The organism is Enterococcus sp. DIV0213h, assembly GCF_051711285.1.
GTDB lineage: Bacteria > Bacillota > Bacilli > Lactobacillales > Enterococcaceae > Enterococcus_D > Enterococcus_D casseliflavus.
Genome location: NZ_JBIOMH010000001.1, coordinates 2,331,293 through 2,349,153 on the forward strand (window position 1 = coordinate 2,331,293; position 17,861 = coordinate 2,349,153).

Annotated in this window: 15 protein-coding genes, 1 riboswitch and 1 other annotated feature; of the genes, 6 read left to right on the plus strand and 9 right to left on the minus strand. The window is 42.7% G+C overall.

Going from position 1 to position 17,861, the window contains the following annotated elements:
• Positions 1–13: 13 nt before the first annotated feature.
• Together IGI77_RS10720 and IGI77_RS10725 are read right to left on the minus strand one after the other, a co-directional pair.
• Positions 14–1,024, minus strand: a complete 1,011-nt coding sequence (locus IGI77_RS10720; protein WP_218212614.1) for a plasmid pRiA4b ORF-3 family protein — start codon at positions 1,022–1,024, stop codon at positions 14–16.
• A 66-nt stretch (positions 1,025–1,090) separates the two neighbouring features.
• Entirely contained in the window at positions 1,091–2,629 is a 1,539-nt protein-coding gene (locus tag IGI77_RS10725; RefSeq protein ID WP_438770011.1) for a metal ABC transporter solute-binding protein, Zn/Mn family, read from the minus strand.
• Between the two features lie 321 nt (positions 2,630–2,950).
• Positions 2,951–3,050, plus strand: a riboswitch (TPP riboswitch).
• A 93-nt stretch (positions 3,051–3,143) separates the two neighbouring features.
• On the opposite strand from IGI77_RS10725, the gene IGI77_RS10730 reads away from it, so the two are divergent.
• The 4 genes from IGI77_RS10730 to IGI77_RS10745 are packed head-to-tail and all read left to right on the plus strand — an operon-like array spanning position 3,144 to position 6,378.
• Complete coding sequence (locus IGI77_RS10730; RefSeq protein ID WP_438770012.1) at positions 3,144–3,767, plus strand: YkoF family thiamine/hydroxymethylpyrimidine-binding protein; 624 nt, start codon at positions 3,144–3,146, stop codon at positions 3,765–3,767.
• A complete protein-coding gene (locus IGI77_RS10735) occupies positions 3,760–4,362 on the plus strand; it encodes an ECF transporter S component (RefSeq protein WP_010749530.1) in 603 nt (200 codons plus the stop codon). Before IGI77_RS10730 ends, IGI77_RS10735 begins: the two co-directional genes overlap by 8 nt.
• The gene (locus IGI77_RS10740; protein WP_438770013.1) at positions 4,359–5,771 is read left to right on the plus strand and encodes an ABC transporter ATP-binding protein; all 1,413 of its coding nucleotides are present in this window, start codon (positions 4,359–4,361) and stop codon (positions 5,769–5,771) included. Before IGI77_RS10735 ends, IGI77_RS10740 begins: the two co-directional genes overlap by 4 nt.
• Positions 5,698–6,378 (plus strand): energy-coupling factor transporter transmembrane component T, encoded by a 681-nt coding sequence (locus tag IGI77_RS10745; protein WP_051095383.1) that lies wholly within the window; start codon positions 5,698–5,700, stop codon positions 6,376–6,378. The genes IGI77_RS10740 and IGI77_RS10745 overlap by 74 nt, the downstream gene beginning before the upstream one ends.
• 62 nt (positions 6,379–6,440) lie before the next feature.
• Here IGI77_RS10745 and IGI77_RS10750 read toward each other — a convergent pair whose 3' ends face one another.
• Positions 6,441–6,959, minus strand: coding sequence for a S24/S26 family peptidase (locus IGI77_RS10750; protein WP_016610953.1), 519 nt, complete (start codon positions 6,957–6,959; stop codon positions 6,441–6,443).
• Positions 6,960–7,101: 142 nt separating this feature from the next.
• On the opposite strand from IGI77_RS10750, the gene IGI77_RS10755 reads away from it, so the two are divergent.
• Both IGI77_RS10755 and proS read left to right on the plus strand, forming a co-directional pair.
• Positions 7,102–8,979 carry an SNG1 family protein gene (locus IGI77_RS10755; protein ID WP_218212621.1) on the plus strand — a complete coding sequence of 626 codons (1,878 nt, stop codon included), beginning with the start codon at positions 7,102–7,104 and terminating at the stop codon, positions 8,977–8,979.
• Positions 8,980–9,075: 96 nt separating this feature from the next.
• Positions 9,076–9,280: a binding site (T-box leader), on the plus strand.
• 40 nt (positions 9,281–9,320) lie between these two features.
• Positions 9,321–10,754, plus strand: coding sequence for a proline--tRNA ligase (gene proS, locus IGI77_RS10760; RefSeq protein ID WP_438770014.1), 1,434 nt, complete (start codon positions 9,321–9,323; stop codon positions 10,752–10,754).
• Between the two features lie 45 nt (positions 10,755–10,799).
• Here the strand turns inward: proS and IGI77_RS10765 are convergent, their stop codons facing one another.
• The 6 genes from IGI77_RS10765 to IGI77_RS10790 all read right to left on the minus strand — a co-directional run bounded on the left by IGI77_RS10765 (position 10,800) and on the right by IGI77_RS10790 (position 17,644).
• The gene (locus IGI77_RS10765) at positions 10,800–11,804 is read right to left on the minus strand and encodes a lipoate--protein ligase (protein WP_087627656.1); all 1,005 of its coding nucleotides are present in this window, start codon (positions 11,802–11,804) and stop codon (positions 10,800–10,802) included.
• Positions 11,805–11,822: 18 nt separating this feature from the next.
• Complete coding sequence (locus IGI77_RS10770; RefSeq protein ID WP_005229857.1) at positions 11,823–12,563, minus strand: MBL fold metallo-hydrolase; 741 nt, start codon at positions 12,561–12,563, stop codon at positions 11,823–11,825.
• A 206-nt stretch (positions 12,564–12,769) separates the two neighbouring features.
• On the minus strand, positions 12,770–13,555 hold the full coding sequence (locus IGI77_RS10775; protein ID WP_249641247.1) for a DUF975 family protein: 786 nt from the start codon (positions 13,553–13,555) through the stop codon (positions 12,770–12,772).
• A gap of 9 nt (positions 13,556–13,564) precedes the next feature.
• A complete protein-coding gene (locus tag IGI77_RS10780; RefSeq protein WP_010749523.1) occupies positions 13,565–14,647 on the minus strand; it encodes a M42 family metallopeptidase in 1,083 nt (360 codons plus the stop codon).
• A gap of 188 nt (positions 14,648–14,835) precedes the next feature.
• Positions 14,836–16,890, minus strand: a complete 2,055-nt coding sequence (locus tag IGI77_RS10785; RefSeq protein ID WP_438770017.1) for an FtsX-like permease family protein — start codon at positions 16,888–16,890, stop codon at positions 14,836–14,838.
• Positions 16,880–17,644 carry an ABC transporter ATP-binding protein gene (locus IGI77_RS10790; protein WP_005229848.1) on the minus strand — a complete coding sequence of 255 codons (765 nt, stop codon included), beginning with the start codon at positions 17,642–17,644 and terminating at the stop codon, positions 16,880–16,882. The genes IGI77_RS10785 and IGI77_RS10790 overlap by 11 nt, the downstream gene beginning before the upstream one ends.
• Between the last annotated feature and the right edge of the window lie 217 nt (positions 17,645–17,861).

A 17,861-nucleotide genomic window follows, 5' to 3' on the forward strand; every position in this document is an offset into this window, starting at 1 on the left:
TTCTAGCTGATCGCTAAACATATTCTCCTGTTTCCCAATAATCGAGTAACATTTCATTGATGATCTCGCGATCCAGTGGTTCTCGGAAATCGTCATCAAAGGCATCTTCAATTGGAACATCGCCAACAGCTTTGATACAAACTGGAACGACGGGATCTGGGTGATCTTCTGTCGTCAACACTTTTTCAATTTTGATCTTATGTGTCCAATCTGCCCCCATATCATAAATGTAGGTCATGGACTTGCAATACTGAAAATCTTGGTCAATACCGGAAGCATCCGTTGGTACGGAATTGCCTAAGCCGATCGATTTCGAACCGGCAATAAACAAGTACAAATGTTGATTCATCCACTCAAAGGCAATCTGGATCAAAATATGCAGCTGCTCATAAGTCAGCCCTGCAGGAATGATCAAACGACGCCAAATTGGCGGACGGTATCCTTCTAAATCAATACGGATCTGATAGGCGACTGGTCTATTCGCCGCTTCATCAAAGGCCGTATGTTTCGTTGGAAATGGGACGATTTTTGGCGAGATTGCAGCAATACGCGGGTCATCAACGGGCAATAGTTCATGTTCTTCAGGATCGGTGTCTTGAATCATCGCTAACATCGCTTCTTTCTTTTCAGCTGACCAAAACTGGGGTTTGGACATCCGTGCGAAAAAGATAGGTTGTTTTTCAGCCAATACAAAGGCGATTTCTTGGTATTGTGTTTTGGTGATATGCTTTTCTTTATACATGCAGTAATAAAAGTCTTCAATGGCTGTTTTGGCAAACGGAAGAAAATTTAAACTGTACGGTACTTCTTGAGGCAGCATTTCGGTATACACCGATTCGACAAAGACTTTGTCTTTTAATTTAGTCATGCCACCATCTGTTTCCGCGCAAAAGATCAAGTAAAAAACAGGATCTAAGTAGTGTTCAAGATCGTCGTCACTAACCACACTTGGTCCGCCATACAAATCAACGTGATCCATCATACGGTCAATCACTTTTGCTAATTTCTTCAATGTTTTTTCCAAAAAAATTCTCGCTCCTTCCTATCAAGTTTACTTTGACGAAAAGAGCGAGGATTGTCAATCTTTTTTTTAATGGGAAAGCATTTCCTGTGCAATTTCTAATCCGCTCATCCCAGTTGGATAATAGGTTGGCCAATGATCCATTTCTTCTAATAAGGCTTCATGACTATCATTGCCAAAGTAGATATGGAAATGATGGGACGCACTTGGTGCGATCATATGGTCGCTGAATTGGATGTATTTGAATGCCGCATCTTCGTCAGTGCTTTCAAACAAGAAACGTACGCCCCGATTACCAGCGGAATAGTTCAAAATCTCTTTGCCAGTATACACATAATTTGCTTCTTTCTTCGTACCATCATCGAAGATAAACGTCATTGTATTGTCTGTGATCTTGATCTGAGCAACATCTGTTTGATAACCGGTCGTATAATACTCTTTGTATTCGTCAGCCGTCATTTTCTTGTCCATTTTTGCTTTATAATCAAACACTTGGTCTAATGTTCCGTCTTGTAAAAATGGATACACGGATTGCCATTCTCCTGCCCAATCAGATAAGGGACGATCTTGAACATCTGCATCCTCGAAATAGCCGTTATAAACCGTTTTTTCTTTTTCGGCTTCCGCTATTTCTTTGTCATTTGCTACATCGGTCGTTTTTCTCAAGGCATCACGGTTTTGTTCCATGATCGAAATATAGTCTTCCCCGTTATCCATTTGTTCTTGGGTCAACCCTTCTAATGGATTCAAGACAGCCAGTTCGACACCTGCTTCTGAAGCTAACGTTCGTGCAATGCTGTCTTTGGCATTTTCTTCAAAGTAAATCGTTTGGATACCTGTTTCTTGAACGAACTCTTTTAGTTCTGCGATTCGTGAAGCGGAAGGTTCCTCGCTTGGTGAAAGACCAGAGATCGGTACTTGGTTCAACCCGTATTCCAATGCCAAATAACCAAAAGCTGCGTGCTGGGTCACGAAGTGATTTTGCGCTGGATTGCTAAACGCTTCTTCATAAGACGCATGAAGCTCTTGTAACTTCGCTAAATAATTCGCAGCATTTTCAGCAAAGGCTGTCGCTTTCGCTGGATAAGCCTCACTTAGTTGGTCACGGATCGCCTCTACTTGTTTCATAGCTAAGCTTGGTGCTAACCAAACATGGGGATCCAATTCATGGGAATGACCATCATCGCCATGATCGTGGTCATGATCATGATCCTCGTCTCCTGGAAGTAAGACCATTCCTTCTGTGGCTTTGACCACTGTCACATCTCCATCATTTAACGTAGCTTCAATCGAAGGAACCCACATTTCCATGTTTTCATTGTTGTAGACAAAGACATCCGCATCTTGGATCTTTGCCATGTCCTTTGCAGAAGGTTCGTAGTCGTGGGAATCAGTGCCTGCGGGCATCAATAATTCGACCTGCCCTTCCTCCCCTACGACTTGGCGTGTAAAATCATATATCGGATAAAACGTGGCCATGACCTGAATTTGTTCATTCTCAGAAGAGGCGTTTCCTGACTGCTCCGTAGCGTCAGAACCACCTTGACCACAGGCAGCCAATGCGAGGGCTACTGCTGATAACATCGTTATTTTAAAAAACTTCTTCATTTTCTAACTACACTCCTTTTATTTTTCCTCTTTTTCTTTCCCTTGGTAAAATACTGATAAATCAATTACGATTTATAAGAACAAAACGTAACGTTTACGTTTTACCATCGGTTTTATACTTTACACAACTATTTGCAACCTGTCAACCGCTTTTTCACTTGTTTTTTTATATGTAAAAACCTTCATATGTACCACCACAGATATCAGTGAAGAAATTTTCTTGAAAGAATTGCTCTGCTGATTTTTTTCAATCGTCGAACATCTCTTTTTATTGTCCTTTGCTGGGTCCTGTGCTACACTCGAGGGGTAATTGAATAGAAGATTATCCACTAGGGGCGCTTTATGCTGAGATAGACGTAAGTCTGGTCCCTTAGAACCTGATTTGGTTAGTACCAACGTAGGGAAGTGGCAGCGCATGATTTTTCGCGTTCCCATTTTTTCTGTCTACGTGTGGATAGAAAAAGGAGGAACGCTTTTTTTGTAGACAGAAAAACCATCGAGAGGAGAAGAGAAAATGACAAATGAACCAATCGCCTGTGCCGCAGGCGGGATCGATATCACTGGGTGCCGAGTAAGTTTGTACCCCATGAAAGACCACTTCGCGCAACAAATCGTAGCGAGCATTGAGCGGACGGATACAACAGCTGTTTGGCAGCAAACCGATCTGTTCAGCACCCTTTTCCGAGGGGAAGCCCCAAGTGTTGTCGATGCGGCAGCTGGGCTATTTATCAACGCTTACGAATCCAAGACACACCTCGTGGGTGAGTTTACTTTTTCTAAGGGCTGTCCTGGCGATTCTGCAGGTGACGCGTTTTTGAATGGAGAACAGGCACAACCCAATAAAGCAAGCAATCTTATGAATGGTACGTTTGACGTGGAGTGTAAATATTCGTTTTATGTATTTGGGGAAAACAATTATATGGAAGAGATCGCCACCATCGTCCAACTGGCAGAAACCTATGGTTTGGCGCCTCGCTCCGCCCATTATGTCACGATGCTGACGGGAACGGCCAACCAACTCTTTGGGTATTTTGAAGCGGCATTAGCGTATGCCCATGACCATCTTCCCCATTATGTGTTAGAAGCAACGGTCTCAGTCAACAGTCCTTCCAAAAAGAAGGCGGTGTCGCATGACTAAATGGGTCTTAAAAGATGTCATTATGGTGGGGATCGCTTCGTTGATTTTTGGCGTGATCTATTTGGGCGCTGTTCATTTTGGGCTGTTGTTAGGAACGCTTTTAACACCCTTTGGTTTGTCTGTTTTAGCAAATGAGTTTATTTTCGGGGTTTGGTTCATGGCAGCGGCTTTTGCTGGCTATGTGCTGCGCAAACCGGGCGCAGCAACGATCACTGAGATGATCGCCGCACTTTTAGAAGTGTTTATGGGGAATTTTTATGGACCGATTATTTTTATCAGCGGGTTTGTACAAGGGATTGGAACAGAAGCTGGCTTTGCATTAGGTGGCTACCGTCGCTATGGCTGGTTCCCTTTGATCACTGGTGCCATTGGCGCCACGATCACGAGTTTTCTTTGGGGGATCATTCGGTCAAATTTCGTTGACTTGCAATGGCAGTTGTTGGTGGTGATTTTTATTATTCGCTTGCTTTCTTCTTTATTCTTTTCCGCCTTTTTGGTCAAGATCGTCTGTGACCATCTGACACGCATGGGCGTTCTCAACAGTTACCCGATTGCTGAAGACCAAACCATTAGCGCCAAACGAGAAGCGGCATGAGCCTGCTCGTGAAAAACGGCTGCTTTTTCGTGGATCAAAAACGGCTTGATCTGACACTGTCTTTAGCCCCCGGAGAAACAAAAGGAATCTATGGTGCTTCAGGAACAGGAAAAAGCACTCTTTTCCACCTCTTAGCGGGGCTTAACGAGAAAGGGTTTGAAGAAGGAACCTATACGATCGATGACCGAATGCTAAACCAGCTTTCCATTCGAGAAAGAAGCACGTCGATCAGCTTACTGTTTCAAAATCCAGATATGCAATTTTGTATGGCCACGCCTCGAGAAGAACTACTGTTTTGTCTTGAAAATCAATGTATTCCCCAAGCCGACATGCCAAAAAAAGTAGCGGAAGCCTTGACGTTTTGCGAGATCAGCCATCTTGCCGATCAGCCCTTTACGACCTTGTCTGGCGGTGAGAAACAGTTAGTAGCATTGGCTTGTTGTCTGATTTTAAAGAGTCGCTACTTGCTTTTGGATGAACCATTTGCCAATTTGGACGCCGACACAAGTCAAAAAGTCATTCGAAAACTGCGACAGCTCCAAAAGCAACATGCCATTGGCATCTTACTGATCGACCATCAAATCAAAGAAACTGCTGACTGGGTAGCTGAGTGGCTGCTGATTGAAGAAGGATTCAGATCCGTTGATCAAGATAAGATGCGCACACTCGATCAGGAGCTGCGCAGGTCACTACCGCCTGTTGAGATTAAGAAACTTTCTGCAAAAGAGCGGCTATCTTTTCAAGATTTTCGCCTGCCGATCCGTAACCAAGCGATTGTTTTTCCGAATCTTACCTTTGATAGTGGGACAATGATTGGGCTCACCGGACGTAGCGGCAGCGGCAAATCTTCGTTTTTAAAAGCGATCTTGCAGCAGCAGGCGTACTCAGGAACCATTCGCCTGTGCGGGGATCCAATCAAGAAGCATCCCTCCCCTTTTCGGTCCATCAGCTGGATCATGCAAAATCCGCAGGACCAGTTTTTGGCTGCTACAGTGGCACAGGAGTTTAGCCAAGGACGTGCAGCGACCGAGAGTGACAAACTGCTGGAAAAATTGCGACTACAAAACAAGAGCACTCAGTCCCCTTTTCTACTCAGCCAAGGCCAGCAAAGACGCTTGGCAGTAGCAGCTTTATTGCAGCGACCAGTCAAATTACTGTTGGTGGATGAACCGACCTATGGCCAAGATGTCAAGCAAGCTTGGCAGGTCATGCAGTTGTTAACCGAAAAAGCCGCAAGCGGCACCTTGGTTTTGATCGTTAGTCACGATGTCTTATTATTGGAAGCATTTTGTTCACAAATCATTGATTTTAATCATTATGAAAAGGAGGACATAGATGCGCACCCTCAACCCGACAGTCAAGTTATTCGCCATTTTAGGACTCGCCTTACTGGTTTCTTTTCAAAATAATTTCAGATTGAATCTGCTACTCTGTGTCCTGTTCTTTGCTGTTTCTGTAAACGAACGCTCTTTGAAAAAAAGCCTTTTGCTTGTTTCTGCATTGACCTTGGCAGCTGTGGGGGTCTTTTTCACCGGACTCCTTTACTACCAGGACAACCAAGGTGGCTCCTCCTCAGCAGCAGCTATGCGCTATGGACTTGACATGGCAAGCCGTATCTATTGCTTTGGTATGTTGGGTAGTTCTTTCAGTGTATCGACCACGATCAATGAGCTGATTTATTCGCTGCAGCAACAGCTGCGACTCCCCGCCGTTTTTGCCTATGGTCTGCTCGCTGCGTTTCAAATTGCGCCCATCATTCCAGCCGAGTATCAGAATATCCGTAATAGCATGCGTTCTAGAGGAATCCCCGTCAATCTATTTTCATTCAAGATGCTGATCCCTTTACTGGTCAAATCGATTCGTTGGTCTGAGCTCTTGGCGACTGCGATGCTTTCAAGAGGATTTGACAGCGAGGCAAAGCGAACCTACGCCAAGTCATTTCGCATCACTTTCGCCGATATGCTCTTTCTATCTTTTTGTCTGATAATCGGCCTCGCTGGAACACTGCTCTTATAAAGGGGAAAAAGAGAAAAAGCCAAAGAAACACTGCCGTTTCTTTGGCTTTTTCCTTCTTATGGCTAAGAGATGATTGATTTTTTTATGGATCCAGATTTGATTTGATAGAGCGTTACAAACAAGGTGGTCACTAAAATATACATTGCGAAAAGGAAATACATGTTTTTAAAAAGCTGGATCGTCGTTTGATTGAGCCAAGCCCCTACTTTAGGGATATAAAAAATGGGTTGCCCAATCAATTGGCTTTTTTGGATTTCTTTTGGTTCCATCTGGCTTTGGTTATCACCGATCGTATAAAGCACCGATTGGTTTTCTCCCACTGCAACGATTCGCCGTGTGCGCATCTGTCTGCCGTGATCGACATAATAGGTCACTTCATTACCAACGACCAAATTGTCTTCTGAAGCCTTTTTAACAAAAAGTAATGTCCCTTCGGAATATGTAGGTTCCATTGCATCGCTGTTAACGATGGCCATTGTGAAACCAAACGCATGAGGAATCACGACCGCTAAAACAGAAATCAGCATAAACAACAATACAAAAAGTGAGAGCATGATACTTTGTTTTGGCAAAAGTTTCATTTTCTTTTCTCCTTCTAAGGCTCAGTTTCTTTTTCGATTCTATAACATATTTAAATTTTTTTCAAATATTTAAAAACGATTCATTGAATTTTTATGCGTATTTTTTCTGATTATTATTTGACTTTATTTTACTATTTATATTATGCTAAAGGCGATTAAAAAACATAGGAGAAAAAGTATGCTTTTTTTAAATAACAAGTTCTTTTTTAAACGTTGGATTCCCTTTATCCTACTCGTTCTATTTTTGCTAGGAAGCATCGGTTTTTTTCTTATACTCTTCCTATCTCCTACTTCTGATAACCATACCGTGGAGAAGAAGGAAGATTGGATTTTTTATGCGGAAGACAATCCTGATTCTACTTTTATTAGCCGTTATGTGAAATATTTACCTAGCGTAAAAGCCAATGAGCGATTTGTCATGCAGCGAAAAATGACCAATGAATACAAATATCCAACGATGCTGCTGATTGGCGATCATCAACACATGACCGTCTATTTGGATGATCAAGAAATTTATACCAATGAAGCTGCCGAACATTCATTGACCTTCAACCATCCTGGCAAAACCTTATCTTTTATCACATTGCCAGAGGATTACGTTGGAAAGACGTTGAAGATCTACGTGACTAGTCCTTTTGACACCTATTCTGGCTTTCCAGCCGAAGTCTTTTTCGGTCCTGCCAATGCATTGATCGGTTATGTTTTTAGTCTATCAATTTTGAATATCTATATCCTCCTATTTACCGGATTTATTTGTATCCTTAATTTATTTTATCTCTTCGTTTCTTTTATCAACCAAAGAAAGCTGAAAGTATCTTCCATTTTATTCAGTGGCTTTGCCTTAAGTGCAGGTTTAGAAGCAGGCTTCGGGGATCTGCTGGGTGGACTGCTTTTTTCTCCCATCGTGAATTCATTTATGTTAAATTTTCTTTCGATTATTACGCCCATGTTTTTGATTGGGTTTTACTACACAAACATGCACTTCGTACGTAAGTATTATCAGAAATGGTTGTTTGTTCACTACTCCTTTGGGATCTTTGCCATGTTTTTGGCACTTTTTCAAAAACAAAGTTTGCCAGTCGTCATGAACTATCTGTTTTTATTAAATATCACCAGCACCTTTGTGACTTCATTTGCGGCGATTTATGAGGCGTTAAAAAAGAATCAATTTTATGTCCTTTGTGCACCTTGGATCGTTGTCGCGGCAATCGGTCATGGGTTCTTGTATATCCAAGATATTTTAGTCCTCCCGCAATCTGACATCAATTGGCGCTCGATCATCTTTTTCTTACTGATACTTATTTTTACTTGTTATGGGTTCCTCGAACTCTTTTTTGCCAGTGAAGGCAAAAATAAGCAGATCGACACAGCAGACATCAAAGTGCGATTATATGAAAATCAGCAGGCGATCGGTCCAGATCAAACGGCACAATGGCAGCAAGTTTTACAAACCATCAAAAAGAGAACCCATACCATTAAAGACATGTTAGAAGATGAACAACTAGCGGCTGCGTATGAAGGTCTTTGCGAGATTGAAGAAGAAATCAAGCAGCAGCTAACGATCCCTGCGGTTGAAAAAGAATCGATCACGACGATGCTGCTTGCTGATTATCAACACACTGCCGCTCAAAAAAGAATCACGCTTACCTGCGATGACCTCACGGAACCACTGGAACGATTGGAAGAAAATGATCGTCTGTCCTTGATCGCCCATTGCTTAGAGTACGCCATCCGCTACACCTGTTCGGTCACAGATCCTCAAAATCGCAGGCTTTCGTTGAAAGTGACTGACACAAAAGAACAGCTACATATCGACTGTCAAATGCCGATTTTGACAGAGGATGAGGCAGAAAAACTGCAAACTGACGAAGCAAAACGACAGGCGATCCATACCGATGTGCAAATGCTGGAACAAATATGTCTTGTCTATCAAGGAAGTATGCGTATCGAGGATTCAGATGGTTTTCATTTTTTGCGTTTGACACTTGCCGCTAAAGCGGATCTGCTGTCTTTTGACTGACTGCCTTTTCTCCGATACGTTAAACGGTCTATTTTAAGAAAAAGCGAAAAAACTCTTGCTTTTTTCGCTTTTTCGCTTTAGCATGATAAAGAACAGCAACAAGCATTGGAATAGTAATTTTATGATGGTCTTAGAGAGTCGATGGCAGCTGAAAAATCGACACCCGCTGATAAAATGAACCTACCCAATGGCAATGACCGCAAAACGGTCGGTGGAAAGGCCTTATCCTTTACGAGTTGGATTATCCCGATCGATAATCAACAAAGGTGGTACCGCGAAATCCAAGCATTTCGTCCTTTTTAGGACGAGATGCTTTTTTATTTTTTTAAGGAGGAAAAACAATGACACAAAAAAATGATTTTACAGAATGGTATATCCAAACGATTCAAAAAGCCGAATTGATGGCTTACTCCCCAGTGAAAGGTTCCATTATTTTCCGTCCTGACGGCTTCGAACTTTGGGAGCATATTCAAGAGGAGTTCAATCGTTTCTTGAAAAAAGAAGGTATTCGCAATGCATACTTCCCAATGCTGATTCCGCAAAATTTCTTTATGAAGGAAGCGGATCATATCGAAGGCTTTGCCCCTGAATTACCTTGGGTCACAGAAGTCGGCAACGAAAAACTGGAAGAACCTTTGGCCTTGCGTCCAACCTCAGAAACCATGATCGGCTCTGCCTTTTCTGATTGGATCAACTCCTACCGTGACCTGCCTTATGAAATCAATCAATGGGCAAACGTCTTTCGTTGGGAAAAGAAAACATTGCCTTTCTTGCGTACCTCAGAGTTTTTATGGCAAGAAGGTCATACCGCTCATGAAAATGAAGAAGATGCTCGTCAACGCACCATGAAAGTCTTAGATGAATATGCCCGCCTTTGCGAAGAATTCCTAGCGATCCCTGTTTATCGTGGACAAAAAACCCCATCTGAGCGCTTTGCGGGGGCAGTAGATACTTATTCGATCGAAGCGATGATGAAAGACGGCAAAGCAGTCCAAGCAGGAACCAGCCACTACATGGCTACAAAATTTGCTGAAGCATTTGATATTACGTATTTAACGAAAGAAAACAAGCATACCCATGCCCACACAACCTCTTGGGGTGTCTCTACCCGCTTGTTAGGTGCCTTGATCATGACCCATGGCGATGAAAATGGTTTAGTTTTCCCACCAACCATTGCACCAACCCAAGTTGTGTTGTTACCAGTCGGTCCTTGGAAAAAGAATCCAGCCATCTTAGAAAAATTAGAAGAACTGTATGCCAACTTTAAAGCCAAGGGCATTCGTGTTCGTTTGGATGATTCTGATAACTCACCTGGCTATAAATTCAATGAATGGGAACTAAAAGGCGCTTGCTTGCGAATCGAATGTGGCCCAAGAGATTTAGAAGCTGGCAAAGTCATGGTCAAAGTCCGTGACCTAGCTGACAAGCAAACGGTGGCGCTTGAGGAATTAGAAGCGTTTGTTGACCAAGAATTACAAGCAATGACTCCACGTTTATTAGCAGCTGCGAAGGAACGAAACAAAGATAATGAGTACACCAACATCGATACATTGGATGAACTAAAAGCCCATATCGAAACGTGCAAACAAGAAGACAAAGTGACTGGTTTTGTTTTGATCGGTTGGGATGGCTCGGAAGAAACCGAGGCCAAAATCAAAGAAGAAACTGGCTTTACTACCCGAAACATTCCGTTTGAAGCACCAATGGAAAAAACAGTCGATATTGTCAGCGGCAAACCTGCCAAACACACCGTTTGGATCGCCCGCGCATACTAATAAAAAACGAAGCAGCCAGATGGAAAAGGCTGCTTCGTTTTTTGATTAATAAATCAATGAAAGAAAATCTTCAGTCGTGATGTTGCCAAAATATTTTTTGACATCAATGTTGGCAATGACTTGTGCCAAATCTTCTTTGGCATAACGAGTACCGATCAGTGCTTGTTCTACATCTGCAATGTCCCCTAGGCCGAAAAAGTCGCCAAAGATTTTGGCATCTGTGATTTTTCCTTCTGCCACATTTAAACGAACTTCGATGGAGCCGATCGGGAATCGATGACGACGTTCGATATCAAAGGCTGGTGATTTGCCGTAATTCCAATCCCAGTTACGATAATACTTATCGGAAATCTCATTGATCTTGACCCAATCCTCTTCTGTTAGTTCATAGGTTTTGACGTCTTCCACGGAATCGACACCAAAAATCTTCAATAAGATTTCTTGACGGAACTCTTCAGTCGTCATGTCTTGCTTCTCTTTTGGCAAGAATGGTTTGATGTTGGTCACTCTTGAACGGATCGATTTGATGCCTTTTGATTCGATTTTGTCTTTACGGACTTTCAAGGCGTTAACTACTTCATTGATATCACTGTCAAACATGATCGTGCCATGAGCAAACATCCGGCCATTTGTTGCGTACATCGCATTCCCAGAAAACTTCATGTCATTGATCACAAGGTCGTTGCGGCCTTTTAGTTGCGCCCCTTCAACCCCCATCTCATGTAAAGCTTGGACGATTGGTTTGGTCAGTTTTTCAAAATCTCTGAAAGAATTCCCATCGTCAGGCATAATAAAGCTGAAATTCAAGTTTCCGAAATCATGATAGACTGCACCGCCGCCGCTGAAACGACGAACGACATGGATCCCATGTTCATCCACATATTCCTTATTGATCTCTTCGATCGTATTTTGATTGCGTCCAATGATAATCGATGGTTCATTAATGTAAAAAAGTAAGATGGGTTCATCCACTTTCATTTCTTGAAGAAGAAAAATCTCGATGGCTAAATTGATGCGTGGGTCATTCAGTTCGTTCGGTACAAAAAGCATACTATTCGTTCCTCCTAATTAGATGATTTCAATTATTTTTTGAACAGCCGCCAATTCAACGGGGATCCCATTGGCAGCTAGTGCAGCCTCTTCTCGTAACTGTTCTAAATCACCGTGTTGCGGCAAATGCGTCAACATTAATTTTTTTACCTGCGCCGCATGGGCGATCTCGCCTGCTTCTTTTGACGTAAAATGAGCCTTGTGCCGCTCATTGCCTGCAAAAAGATAGGTATCTGCCAAAAACAGGTCAGCTCCTTGTGCAAACGGAACAAAAGATTCTAAGTAGCCAGAATCGCCTGTAAAAACAAAAACCTTGCCTGTGCTTTTCTCAACAAATCGCATGGCATAGCAAGTGACTGGATGGATCGTTTTCATAAAGGTAATGGTAAACGGGCCCAATTCCAATGACTCCGTTTGGAGGTAATCAATTCCTTGAGTCACTCCAGGCATCGTCAGGCTTTCAAAATGAACCGTGTCCTCCCCATGTCCGTAGATCGGCAAAACCTGGCGTTCTTCGTTTCCTGGATATAATTGCCAATAGTATTGCAATACCCCTAGATCCGCAATATGATCGTGATGGTAATGCGTCAGAATCACTGCATCTAAGTCTAAGGGATCAAGGATTTTTTCTAGTTGGACCAAGGTGGTGCTTCCCGCATCAAGCAGCAAATGAAAGCCTTCCGACTCAATTAAATAGCCAGTAGTCCCTTCACCATTATACGGATAGGCACCTAAACAACCTAAGACAGTTATTTTCACTTGTGTTTCCTCCTCTTTGGCTCAAGCTGGTTTTCTACTTCTTTTATGCTATCACATCTCAGCTGATTTGACTAAAATCCGACCATTTTTTTGCAAAAAAAGATCGAGAAAACGAGAAAAAAACGACGTCTATTGGTAGAACCCTATGAATGAGTTTTTTACTCTATCTGCAGGGAGCCAGACCAATGGGCCATCGTCTTTTTTGTTTATCTGATCATCGCTCGTTGTTCATTGATCAATTCCTCATAAAATACTGCATTGACTGCATAAGCGTAGGCGTTTGCCCATAGCATCCCGATCATCAGTGCCAAAAAGCCGAGAATAAACCAACCAATCAATGATAACTGTAGCCAAATGTATTGACCCAGATGTGGACGCAAGAGCGCAAAGGCCACTTTAATTGACTGAAGAACCCCTAATTCCGGTTGATCATAGCGCAGATAGATCGCTAATTGGATCACACCAGTAACGACTTGTGACAAAAAGAAGAACAAAATGATGGCGAGAAAAGTCCCGAGTACAAAAGCCAGGGAGCCATTAAACATCGCCAAATCAATAGAGATTCCCCGATTAAAATTGAATACCAAGTCCAAATATTGATTGAGCCCTGATAAGACAAACTGCGGCAAGAAAATCGCAAAACTCAAAAGATAATTTAAAAGCGCGCTCACTAAATTTAGTAGCAAAAACGGTACATACAGACGCTTATCAAAGACGAGAAAAATATCCCCCACGTTGATTCCTCTGCCACGAACCAGATAGAGTGCCATGATACTCAACGCTACCGAAAACGCAAAGAAGACAAAATTGTCCAAGATCAGATCGATCCAGCTCCCTGCATTGTTTGCACCAAAAGAAGTCCCAATACTACTAAAAAGCGAGCTGACCACCGCTTGTACCGCAACCGTCGCTAAAATACTTAAGACGAACGTTCCCCAGAATCCGCGCAAGGAGTTTTTGGCGGTCTCTCGAATCATTGTATTTGATCTCATAGACTCACCTTAATAACTGCGCAATGCTTTAACGGTCTTATCGTCTAAGCGGCGAACCACTTCCGTCACAAGCTTGACTGTATTGAAGTAGTCATCCTCATGAATGACAGAAGTATGAGAATGCAGGTAACGAACGGGCACGGTAATAGCGATCGAAGGGACTCCATCACGAGTCAAATGCATTTGACCAGCATCGGTTCCTCCACCAGTGATCACGGTATATTGGAAAGGAATTTCCATCTCTTCTGCGACATCGATCACAAAATTCAATAATTTCTTGTGAGGAATCATGGAAGCATCGAAAATCAAGACTTGTGGGCCTTTGCCTAACACAGAATCCGCTTCTTTTGGTGTCATTCCAGGTGTGTCCCCAGCGGTACCAGTATCTAGTGCGATCGCGATATCGGGATTCACTAAGTGAGTGCTTGTTCGCGCCCCTCTTAGGCCAACTTCTTCCATCACGTCACTGCCAGCAAACAAGCAGTTTGGATGTCCTTCGGCTGCCAAGGTTTCTAATACCCGCAGTGATACCGCCGTACCGATGCGATTGTCCCATGCTTTGGCTAATAAAAATTTGCTGTCGTTCATCCGTTTGTATTGGATATAAGGTGTGATCATATCGCCCGGACGGATCCCCCAACCTTTGGCTTCTTCTTCACTTGAAGCGCCGATATCAATGAACATATCTTTGATATCATACGGTTTATTTCGAGTCTCTGGACTCAAGACATGGGGTGGTTTTGAACCGACGACACCGTGGATCAATTTGCCTTCATTGGTTTTGATCTCGACTTGCTGTGCCAGCATCACTTGCCCCCACCAACCACCAAGGGTCTGGAATTCAATAAAGCCTTTTTCTGTGATTTTAGTTACCATAAAGCCGACTTCATCCATATGTCCCGATATAAAAATTTTCGGTCCACCGCCATCACCAACATGTTTGGCAATGACACTTCCTAAACCATCAAAAAAGATATCTTCAGCAAAGTCTTTGGCATATTCTTTAAAGACTTCACGCACTTCCTCCTCATTCCCAGGAACCCCACGTGCAGTCGTTAGGTCTATTAAAAGCTGTTCTTCTTTTTTCTCCATCTTGCTTCCTCCTTTGTCTCATTGATTATGATTATACCATTCTCTTAATCTGGTGCCAGAGGGAAATACAAAAAGATTGGTTAAATGAAAAAACGATCCTCGTTTTGTAGTGATCCTCAAGATTAGATTTTTTGGTCTAACTTGTAAGGTTCGCTTCAATTCTAAGGATCGTTTTATCAAGAATTCAATCAAGTTTCAATTATTCGCAGACACAGCTTGACGGTAATCAAATAGGCAAATAGATAGACGACTGCTGCAACTGCCGCAAACAAATGAGCGACCCAATACCCAGGACTGTCGATGATTTGGGTGAAGGTATTGATGGCAAAGACGGCATGCAAGATCGCCAGTAGCGTACCTGGCATAAAAATCCAGATGTTTTGCCAGTAAACGAGTTTGCGTACTTCTTTTCGGGTGTAACCTAGTTTGGTCAATAATCGGTAATTGTGTTTCTCCCGCTCGGTATTTGAAAATTGCCGAACGATCAAACTGCTGGATGTCGTGATCAAAACGATCACACCTACAAATAATGACACAAACAAAACGATTCCTGCTTGCCGCCGCACGCCGCGCATCGTTGTAAAACGATTCGCTAAGGTCAGTCGATATGCGGTCATCTGGTTATTCTCACTGGTGGAATCTCGGGCAGTCTCTGGATAAAAACGCACGCTTTTTTGGTCATCGCTAAACTCATAGGTCAAAGGATGCGTCCACTCAATCGGCAGCTCTTCATCTAGCAGCTGAGTCAAGCTCTCCGTTTGCACCTTGTCTGTTTGTAAATAAGCAACGCTATAGGTGAAGCCCTCAACTTGCTGGTACGCATCATCTTGGATGACAAGGACATTCGGCAAGGAATAGCGCAAGGCAGAATCCCCAAAATAATCCTGTTCTGCTTGAATGAGTTTGAACGTATGTTGACTGCCGATTTTGACCTCATCGCGATAGGTGATAAACGAACGAGTCACATCGTATTGACTGTCAAAAAGCACCGCTTGTTTATCGGTACTCAGTTGAATCTCCGGGGCATCGGGAACCAGTTTTCGCAGACGCTGATAATCGGAAAAAGCGACCAGATTCACCATGATATTTTCAATATTTTCGTCTTGCAACTCTCCAAGGTAACGGGTTTGAACCGTCATATTGGTCATTTTATAGGGAATCGATTGTTCGGCAATAATCGGTGTATCGGCTTTTTCTAAAAGGTCCCGCAAGGTATCTGCCTGCTCTTCTGACACTTGAAAGGACGTTGGATAAATGCGGTTCGTTGCTTGATAGTTTAATGAGATGACCCCCATCGTTCCCCCGATCAGGGAGATTGCGATCGCTGTGATGATCGTCAAAAGCGCATAGCTTTTCCACGTTCTTTGCAAGTAAGCCCGTACGTTATTGTAAGCAATCAGTTTCGCCCCTTTGATAAGACGTTTTTTCGGCTTACTCAAAAAATATAACAATGCCGGCAACGAGCAATCAAAAAAAAGATAGGTTGCCGTCACACAACAAAACAGAATCAATAAAGGAATCCATAAAATTGCTGAAAAATCTTGTGTGTACGTGATATAGTTGGTCCACGTTTCCCTCAGGGTCAAAGACAAATAGTAGCCTACCCCCAGTAGAATCAGACCTAGAACCCCCATTAATGAACGAAACGGGGTCATTTTCATTTTCTTGATCGGTAAGCGGTATTCAGTCTTGATCAGCTCACTCATTGGGGTACGCCATACAAAAAGGATCACTTGAAAACTCAAAATAATCATCGCCGCGATAAAGACAAAAACCGTTGAAAAAATCGATTGGGGCGAATTAAAGAAATGACTCGTTAAATTCAAGCCCATCGCTCGAATCAAAATCATAGAAAAAAATTTCGAAAAAATAATCCCCATAAAGATGCCGGTCACTAAAGAGAAAAAGTTCAATAGAAACGTTTCCCGCAGCAACAGCCAAGCCAGACGACCTTGCCGCAGCCCCAAAAGCTGGTAAACACTGATTTCTTTTTGCCGCTGACTAAGAAAAAAATGATTGGCACTCAGCATAAAAAACAAGACGACAAAGGCAACCACACTGCTGCCGAATCCTAAAACCCCTTCAATGCGGATATCTTGCTGGACCCGTTGATTCAGCAGACGATCATTCATCAAGGCGTTAAAGGAATAAAAAATCATCACAGCGGTCATCATACAAATAAAGTACACCATATAGTTGCGAAACTGCCGTAAAAAACTCCGCCAGCCGATTTTAAACAACATGGCGCGGACCGCCTCCAATCGTTGCCTGCATATCGATGATTTTTTCAAAAAATTCCTGACGCCCGCCTTTTTTGACGACTTCTGCAAAGAAGACACCGTCTCGGATGAATAAAATTCGGTTGCAGTAGCTGGCGGTGAAAGGATCATGGGTGACCATCAAGATCGTTGTTTTCTCTTGTTGATTGATTTGTGCTAAATACCGTAACAATTCTGTCGCCGCTTTTGAATCAAGGGCGCCAGTGGGTTCATCAGCAAAAAGGACCGCCGGACGACTAATGATTGCTCGAGCAGCAGCGACCCGCTGTTTTTGCCCTACAGACAATTCTTCTGGGTAGCGATCTAACAAGTGCTCGATTCCTAACAAATTGGCCGTTTGTTCAATGCGCTCTTGGGTTTCACTCACGGGCAAACGATCAATGGCAAGGGGAAGCAAGATATTGTCTCTGGCAGTCAACGTCTCTAAAAGATTAAAGTCTTGAAAGATAAAACCGATCTGCTGACGACGAAAATCACTGAGGGCTTTTTCCGACATTCGGGTAATGTCTTTGCCATCGATATAGATCGAGCCTAAGCTAGGTCGCATGATTGAAGACAACAGATTCATCAAGGTCGTTTTCCCAGCGCCGCTGGGCCCCATCACCCCGACAAATTCTCCTTGATCCACTGCAAAAGAAAGGTTATCTAATACTTTGGTTTGATTGAAACGAGTGCCGTAACTTTTGGTCAGATGCTTCACATCAATCATATTTTTCACATAGAACCCTCCTTTAATAAAATTCTCTCCTTATGGTAGCATACTTTTTCATTGAATACTTCTGCTTCAAAACAGAGAAAAAATAAATTTAAAAAAGTTTTTTATTCATTATGTGAAACATGGAACAACCAAATCCTTAATCTTATCAGTTTTCTCAGAAAACACTCCAATGAATATACACCATATATTGTGTATATCCAATTTACCAACCCTTATT

What these genes read in the sequence shown, in the direction of transcription:
- IGI77_RS10725 (WP_438770011.1), bottom strand. Translation starts at nt 2,629, where the DNA reads ATGAAGAAGTTTTTTAAAATAACGATGTTATCAGCAGTAGCCCTCGCA.
- IGI77_RS10730 (WP_438770012.1), top strand. Translation starts at nt 3,144, where the DNA reads ATGACAAATGAACCAATCGCCTGTGCCGCAGGCGGGATCGATATCACT.
- IGI77_RS10735 (WP_010749530.1), top strand. Translation starts at nt 3,760, where the DNA reads ATGACTAAATGGGTCTTAAAAGATGTCATTATGGTGGGGATCGCTTCG.
- IGI77_RS10740 (WP_438770013.1), top strand. Translation starts at nt 4,359, where the DNA reads ATGAGCCTGCTCGTGAAAAACGGCTGCTTTTTCGTGGATCAAAAACGG.
- IGI77_RS10745 (WP_051095383.1), top strand. Translation starts at nt 5,698, where the DNA reads ATGCGCACCCTCAACCCGACAGTCAAGTTATTCGCCATTTTAGGACTC.
- IGI77_RS10750 (WP_016610953.1), bottom strand. Translation starts at nt 6,959, where the DNA reads ATGAAACTTTTGCCAAAACAAAGTATCATGCTCTCACTTTTTGTATTG.
- IGI77_RS10755 (WP_218212621.1), top strand. Translation starts at nt 7,102, where the DNA reads ATGCTAAAGGCGATTAAAAAACATAGGAGAAAAAGTATGCTTTTTTTA.
- proS (WP_438770014.1), top strand. Translation starts at nt 9,321, where the DNA reads ATGACACAAAAAAATGATTTTACAGAATGGTATATCCAAACGATTCAA.
- IGI77_RS10765 (WP_087627656.1), bottom strand. Translation starts at nt 11,804, where the DNA reads ATGCTTTTTGTACCGAACGAACTGAATGACCCACGCATCAATTTAGCC.
- IGI77_RS10775 (WP_249641247.1), bottom strand. Translation starts at nt 13,555, where the DNA reads ATGAGATCAAATACAATGATTCGAGAGACCGCCAAAAACTCCTTGCGC.
- IGI77_RS10780 (WP_010749523.1), bottom strand. Translation starts at nt 14,647, where the DNA reads ATGGAGAAAAAAGAAGAACAGCTTTTAATAGACCTAACGACTGCACGT.
- IGI77_RS10785 (WP_438770017.1), bottom strand. Translation starts at nt 16,890, where the DNA reads ATGTTGTTTAAAATCGGCTGGCGGAGTTTTTTACGGCAGTTTCGCAAC.